A 6,261-nucleotide genomic window follows, 5' to 3' on the forward strand; every position below is an offset into this window, starting at 1 on the left:
GGTGCCAACTCGATAAACCCGCGCTGAACCGGAGGTTAACGACCGAGGTCGGCGTGCGCGGGTGGCCGGCGAGCCGACTACCTTCGCTACGTGCCCACGCAAACGCTGCGACCCCAAGAGGTCAAGGATCTGATCGAGGCCGGCAAGCTCGCCGAACTCGCCGACCTGATGTCGGCGATGCCCCCGAGGGAAATTGCCGCCGTGGGCAACCATCTGCCGCGCCACGACGCCGGCATCGCGTTTCGCCTGCTACCCAAGGCAACGGCGCTCGAGGTGTTCGAAGATCTCAATCCCAAGGTGCAATACCGGCTGATCAAGGCATTGGGCACCAGCGAGATCGGCGAATTCTTCGAAAGCCTCGATCCCGACGACCGCGCCGAACTGCTCGACGAACTGCCCGCCCCCGTCGCCCACGACCTCGTCGCCACCCTCAACCGCGAGGAACGCGAGATCACCGGCCAGGTTCTCGGCTATCCGCAGGGCTCGGTGGGACGGCGGATGAGCCCGGAGATCGTGCATGCCTACACAGACGAGGCGGCGGCGGCTGCGATCGAGCGGGTCAAGGAAGTCGGCCACCGGGTGGAAACCATCTACATGATTCCGGTCATCGATCGCGAACGCACCCTCGCCGGGGTGGTGAGCCTGCGCGACCTGCTGCTGGCCGCCCCCGACACCCGGCTGTCGACGATGATGCGCTCACCGATCGCCGCCAACGCCGATGACGACGCCGAGCAGCGGGCGCTGCAATGCGTGGACCGCGGCATCCTCGCGATGCCCGTCGTCGACAGTGACCACCGGGTCGTCGGTGTCCTCACCCTCGACGACGCGGTCGAAGTGGTCAACCAGGCCCGCGATGTCGACCAGGCGCGTGCCGGTGCGAGTGAGCCGCTCGACGAGCCCTATCTGCTCTCCTCGGTCTTCTCGATCACCCGCTCGCGCATCGTGTGGCTGTTCGTGCTGGCGATCTCGGCCATCCTCACCGTCAACGTGCTCGAGATCTTCGAGGCCACCCTCGACGAGATGGTGGCACTGGCGCTGTTCATCCCCCTGCTCACCGGCATCGGCGGCAACACCGGATCGCAGGCCGCGGTCACCGTGACCCGGGCGCTCGCCGTCGACGAGGTACGCCCACGCGATGTGGCCTTGGTGGTGGGCAAGGAGTTTCGTGTCGGCCTGACCCTGGGCGCCGTGCTCGGCGTCGTCGGATTCGCGATCGCATCGCTGGCCTACGGACTCGAGATCGGCGCGGTGATCGGTCTCACCATTCTGTCGATCTGCACGATGGCGGCCACCGTCGGCGGGTTGATGCCGCTCGTCGCGAAGACCATCAAGGTTGATCCGGCGGTGTTCTCCACCCCGTTCATCTCCACGTTCTGTGACGCCACCGGCCTCATCATCTACTTCTCCATCGCCAAGGCCGTGCTCGGGATCTGAGCCGATCGCGGTTTTGTTCGCGCACGTCAGCGCGGAGTAACGTTGATCGGCGAACACTCGCCCGGCGCCACGCCGACGCTTCGCAGTCACAGCGTCCGCGCCGCCGATTCACCGGGGCGAGAACCGAACCCGATCGAGGAAGTACTCCATGCCAGCTCTGAGGTCGCGCACCACCACCGTCGGACGAGAGGCCGCCGGAGCCCGCTCGCTGTGGCGGGCCACCGGAATGACCGACGACGACTTCGGCAAGCCCATCGTCGCCATCGCGAACTCGTACACCCAGTTCGTGCCCGGGCACGTACACCTCAAGGATGTCGGCGAGATCGTTGCCGACGCGGTGCGCGCCGCGGGCGGGGTGCCCCGTGAATTCCACACCATCGCCGTCGACGACGGAATCGCGATGGGTCACGGCGGCATGTTGTACTCGCTGCCCAGCCGCGAGATCATCTCCGACTCGGTCGAATACATGGTCAACGCCCACACCGCCGACGCCCTGGTGTGTATCTCCAACTGCGACAAGATCACTCCCGGCATGCTCAACGCCGCGATGCGCCTGAACATCCCGACCGTGTTCGTCTCGGGCGGCCCGATGGAAGCCGGCAAGGCCGTTGTCGTCGACGGGGTCGCGCAGGCTCCGACCGACCTGATCACCACCATTTCGGCCTCGGCCAACAGCGCTGTCGACGACGCCGGGCTCAGCGAGGTGGAACGCTCCGCGTGCCCCACCTGCGGCTCGTGCTCGGGCATGTTCACCGCGAATTCGATGAACTGTCTCACCGAGGCGCTGGGGTTGGCGCTGCCCGGCAACGGGTCGACGCTGGCCACCCACGAGGCTCGCCGGGCGCTGTTCGAGCGGGCAGGCCGAGTCGTCGTGGAGGCCGCCACCCGGTGGTATCGCGACGACGACGCGTCGGTGCTTCCGCGGTCGGTGGCCAACGCGACCGCGTTCCGCAACGCGATGGCCCTCGACGTCGCGATGGGCGGTTCCACCAACACGGTGCTGCACATTCTCGCCGCCGCCCAGGAGGGTGAGGTGGACGGCTTCGATCTGTCGGTGATCGACGACATCAGCCGACGGGTGCCGTGCCTGTCGAAGGTGTCTCCGAACTCCGACTACCACATGGAAGACGTGCACCGGGCGGGCGGAATCCCGGCCATCCTCGGGGAGCTGCGGCGCGCCGGACTCATCGACGACAGCGCTCCGACCGTGCATTCGGGCACCATGGCACGGTTCCTCGACGACTGGGACATCCGCAGCGGCACCGCCGTGGACGAAGCGTTCGAACTGTTCCACGCCGCACCCGGTGGCGTCCGCACCACCACCCCGTTCTCCACCGCCAACCGCTGGAGCTCCCTCGACGTCGACGCCGAGAACGGCTGCATCCGCGATCTCGAGCACGCCTACACCGTCGAAGGCGGGCTGTGCGTGTTGAAGGGGAACCTCGCCGACGACGGCGCGGTTCTCAAGACCGCGGGTATCAGCGAGGATCTGTGGCATTTCGAGGGTCCCGCGCGGGTGGTCGAGAGCCAGGAGGAGGCCGTGGCTGTGATCCTCTCCAAGACGATCCAGGCCGGTGAGGTGCTCGTGGTGCGCTACGAGGGCCCCTCCGGCGGTCCCGGCATGCAGGAGATGCTGCACCCGACGGCGTTCATGAAGGGCACCGGCATGGGCCGCAAGTGCGGCCTGATCACCGACGGACGGTTCTCGGGTGGGTCGTCGGGCCTGTCGGTGGGCCACATCTCACCGGAGGCTGCGGCCGGCGGCGTCATCGGCCTCATCGAGGACGGCGACCCGATCCTGATCGACGTCAAGACACGACGCCTGGAGGTGCTCGTCGACGACGAGGTGCTGGCCGAGCGTCGCGCGAAGATGGAGGCGTCCGAGCGGCCGTGGCAGCCCAAGGACCGTCAGCGACCGGTGACCACCGCGCTGCGCGCCTACGCGAAGCTGGCCACCTCGGCCGACCGCGGCGCGGTCCGCAAGGTCGACTGAGCCCACCTGGAGCGGTTTCGACAGGCTCAACCAGCGGGTGGGGTGGTTTCGACAAGCTCAACCAGCGGGTGGGCTACCAGCGGGCGGGGTCGTTTCGACAGGCTCAACCAGCGGGTGGCCGGGCAACCAGCGGGCGGGGTGGTTTCGACAGGCTCAACCAGCGGGTGGGCGGGTGGCCGGGTCAGCGTGGATTTCCGGGCGATGAGAAAGGATCGGTGCCGTTGCACAGGATCCATATCGCACACGCAGCGCCGACACCGATGAGCAGCCACAGCACCGACCCGAGGAACGGCCGCCGCGCCCACGAGCGCGGATAGTCGAGCGAGTAGAGGCCCGGCCCGGTGAGGATGATCGCCGCTGCCGCGGCCGCCATCAGCAACTCGAACTCGACCCCGCCATCGGCCATGAAAAAAGCGAAGCCGCCGTTGAGGGTCACCCGGAACGCCGACGCGACGAGCATCACGCCGAGAATCGCGGATGCACCGACGGGGGTCAGCAGGCCGACGATGACCATCAGCCCACCGATCGTCTCCGACAACGCGCCCAGTGCCGCCAGCGGTTTCGCCAGATCGGCGTGGAACCCGATCGACGTGTTCGGCTGATTGATCAGGATGTCCTCGAACCCGCTCAGCTTCGGGCCACCCCACCACCCGAACAACTTCTGCAGACCGTGAGCCATGGCGACCACCCCGACCGCCACCCGCAGAAGCAGCAGCCCGAGGTCGAGGGTGCCGCGCCGCACACGCGGGCGTTCGGCGTCGTCATCATCGTCGGATCGCTTGCGGCCGCGACGTGCTGCCGCGTCACCGTCGCTGTCGCCGTCCGGTTGCCTGTCGCCGTCCATGTCGTCGTCGACCTCGCGACGCGCGTCCTCGTCGCGGGAGTCGAGGTCGACGACGGTCGCTGTCGACGTCGGCTCGTCGGCCGGTACCGGTGTCGGCGGTTGTGCGCCGATGACCTCGGTGGGTGCGGACTCGCCTGTGAGTGCGGGCCGCTCGGGGCGCGCTGCACCCTGGGGTTGAGCAGCACCTTGGGGTTGAGCTGCGCGCTCGGGTTGAGCTGCGCGCTCGGGCTGAGCAGCGCGGTCACGTTGTGCGGTGAGATCGGGAACGGTCGGCGCATCGGCGGGTTGGGGCGCCGGTCTGCGCCGAGACGCCGACGCATCGTTCGCCGGGAACGGCCGGGTCTGCACCTCGTCGGGATCGAGATCGTCGAGTTCCTCGACCGGGGTCAGCGACGGTGGGCGACGCGCATGGCGGTCGTAGAAGGCGTCGCGATCGCGGGCCTGCGGTCGTTGGAGGGGGATTCTGCCGGTCTGTTCGTCGTACGGGCTGGCCGGTTTCCCGGACGAGCCGTCGAAGGTCTGCGGGTTGTTCGAGACGCCGTGACCGTCGGCGTCGCCGCGTCGATCGTCTCGTTGGTTCACGGTTCCGACTCTAGAGCGTGGGAGCCGTCGCGCCGCTGAGCACGCCGCGGTGAGTCGGACGCGATCGCCTACTGTGGTGGTCATGCGTGAGGGGTTGGACAACCGGCGACACCACCGGCGCACCACCACCCACGGCCGGTGGGCGACGGTGCTCGCGGTGACGTCGGCGCTGATGATCGTCCTCGCGGGGTGCGCCAACTTCTCCGCGCAGGATCGTGATCGGGCGGCCGGTCCTTTCAGCGCCGACAACCAGTCCCCGCGAATGCAGCAGACACCGTCACCGCCGAGTGCACCCACAGAGAATCAGGCCCCACCGCCACCGGGCCCCTGTGTCGACCCCGATCCCCAGGTCATCGCCACCTGCCTCGCGTCCACCGGCGGGCTGATGCCCGGCGACGACCAGGCGCAGACGACGGTGGTGGCCGAACGCACCACCGGCAAGCTCATCTCCTCCAAGCGTTACGGTCCGCAACGTGTGGTCGCCTCGTTCCCGGTCGACGGGTCCGGCGACGGAGGCCTGATCGATTTCGCGCTATCCCCCACCTATAGCCAGGACCGCCTGATCTATGCGCTCATCACCACGGCGTCGGACAACCGGATCGTACGGGTGGCTCCCGGGGACGTGCCCAAGCCGATTCTGGTGGGAATTCCCAAGGGTGCCACGGGAAATATGGGCGCGATGCTCTTCCGGTCACCGACCGAATTGCTCGTCGCCACCGGCGACGCAGGGAATCCCGCCGCGGCCGCCGACCCCGGTTCGCTGGCCGGAAAACTGCTCTCGGTGACGCAGCTGGCTTCGGGTACCAACGACCGGCCGAAGGTTCTCGCGTCGGGCCTCGGGTCCGACGTGGCGCTGTGCCCCGCCGACGACGGAGCCCTCTACATGACCGATCAGACCCCGACGGAGGATCGGCTGCAGGTGGTCGAAGCGTCGGGGCCCAAACCGCTGTGGACCTGGCCCGACCGCCCGCAGGTCGCGGGCTGCGCGGTGGCGGCCGGTCAGATCTTCGTCACCACCACCCGCACTCAACACATCGAGGCGCTCAACGCGCCCACCCGCGACAAGCCCACCATCACACCGCCGGTGGTGGTGCTGGAGAAGCGGTACGGAGCGCTCGGCCGGATCGTCAGCTCATCGAGTGGGGCGTTGCAGTTCGCGACGGTCAACCGCGCGTACGGCAAACCGGTGAGCTTCGACGACAGAGTGGTCCGGTTCATCCCGCCGGCGTCGTCGGAGAACCGCACCTGAGCGGTCGCTTCGACCGGTGACCGCACGGGGCGCACGCGGGCCGAGTACGAATCCCGCGGTGCGGCACTAGTGTCGCGTGTCGTTAATTAGTTTATGGTTCGTGGTTTGAGAGAATTGGCTATGGCGAATTCTGCGGCCCCGGCTCTTGGCCTGCGTGAT

Annotated in this window: 4 protein-coding genes; 3 read left to right on the forward strand and 1 reads right to left on the reverse strand. The window is 68.0% G+C overall.

All coding sequences use genetic code 11. From position 1 onward, the window contains the following. Nucleotides 1–90 precede the first annotated feature (90 nt). Both mgtE and ilvD read left to right on the forward strand, forming a co-directional pair. Nucleotides 91–1,434 (forward strand): magnesium transporter, encoded by a 1,344-nt coding sequence (gene mgtE, locus ACWDSI_RS18190; RefSeq protein WP_449757359.1) that lies wholly within the window; start codon nucleotides 91–93, stop codon nucleotides 1,432–1,434. Nucleotides 1,435–1,582: 148 nt separating this feature from the next. Beyond that, the gene (ilvD, locus tag ACWDSI_RS18195; protein ID WP_449757360.1) at nucleotides 1,583–3,427 is read left to right on the forward strand and encodes a dihydroxy-acid dehydratase; all 1,845 of its coding nucleotides are present in this window, start codon (nucleotides 1,583–1,585) and stop codon (nucleotides 3,425–3,427) included. Nucleotides 3,428–3,608: 181 nt separating this feature from the next. On the opposite strand, the gene ACWDSI_RS18200 is transcribed toward ilvD, so the two are convergent. Then, on the reverse strand, nucleotides 3,609–4,853 hold the full coding sequence (locus tag ACWDSI_RS18200; RefSeq protein WP_449757361.1) for a DoxX family membrane protein: 1,245 nt from the start codon (nucleotides 4,851–4,853) through the stop codon (nucleotides 3,609–3,611). Between the two features lie 172 nt (nucleotides 4,854–5,025). On the opposite strand from ACWDSI_RS18200, the gene ACWDSI_RS18205 reads away from it, so the two are divergent. After that, the gene (locus ACWDSI_RS18205; RefSeq protein WP_449757363.1) at nucleotides 5,026–6,102 is read left to right on the forward strand and encodes a PQQ-dependent sugar dehydrogenase; all 1,077 of its coding nucleotides are present in this window, start codon (nucleotides 5,026–5,028) and stop codon (nucleotides 6,100–6,102) included. Nucleotides 6,103–6,261 lie beyond the last annotated feature (159 nt).

This window comes from Gordonia sp. NPDC003429 (genome assembly GCF_053588575.1).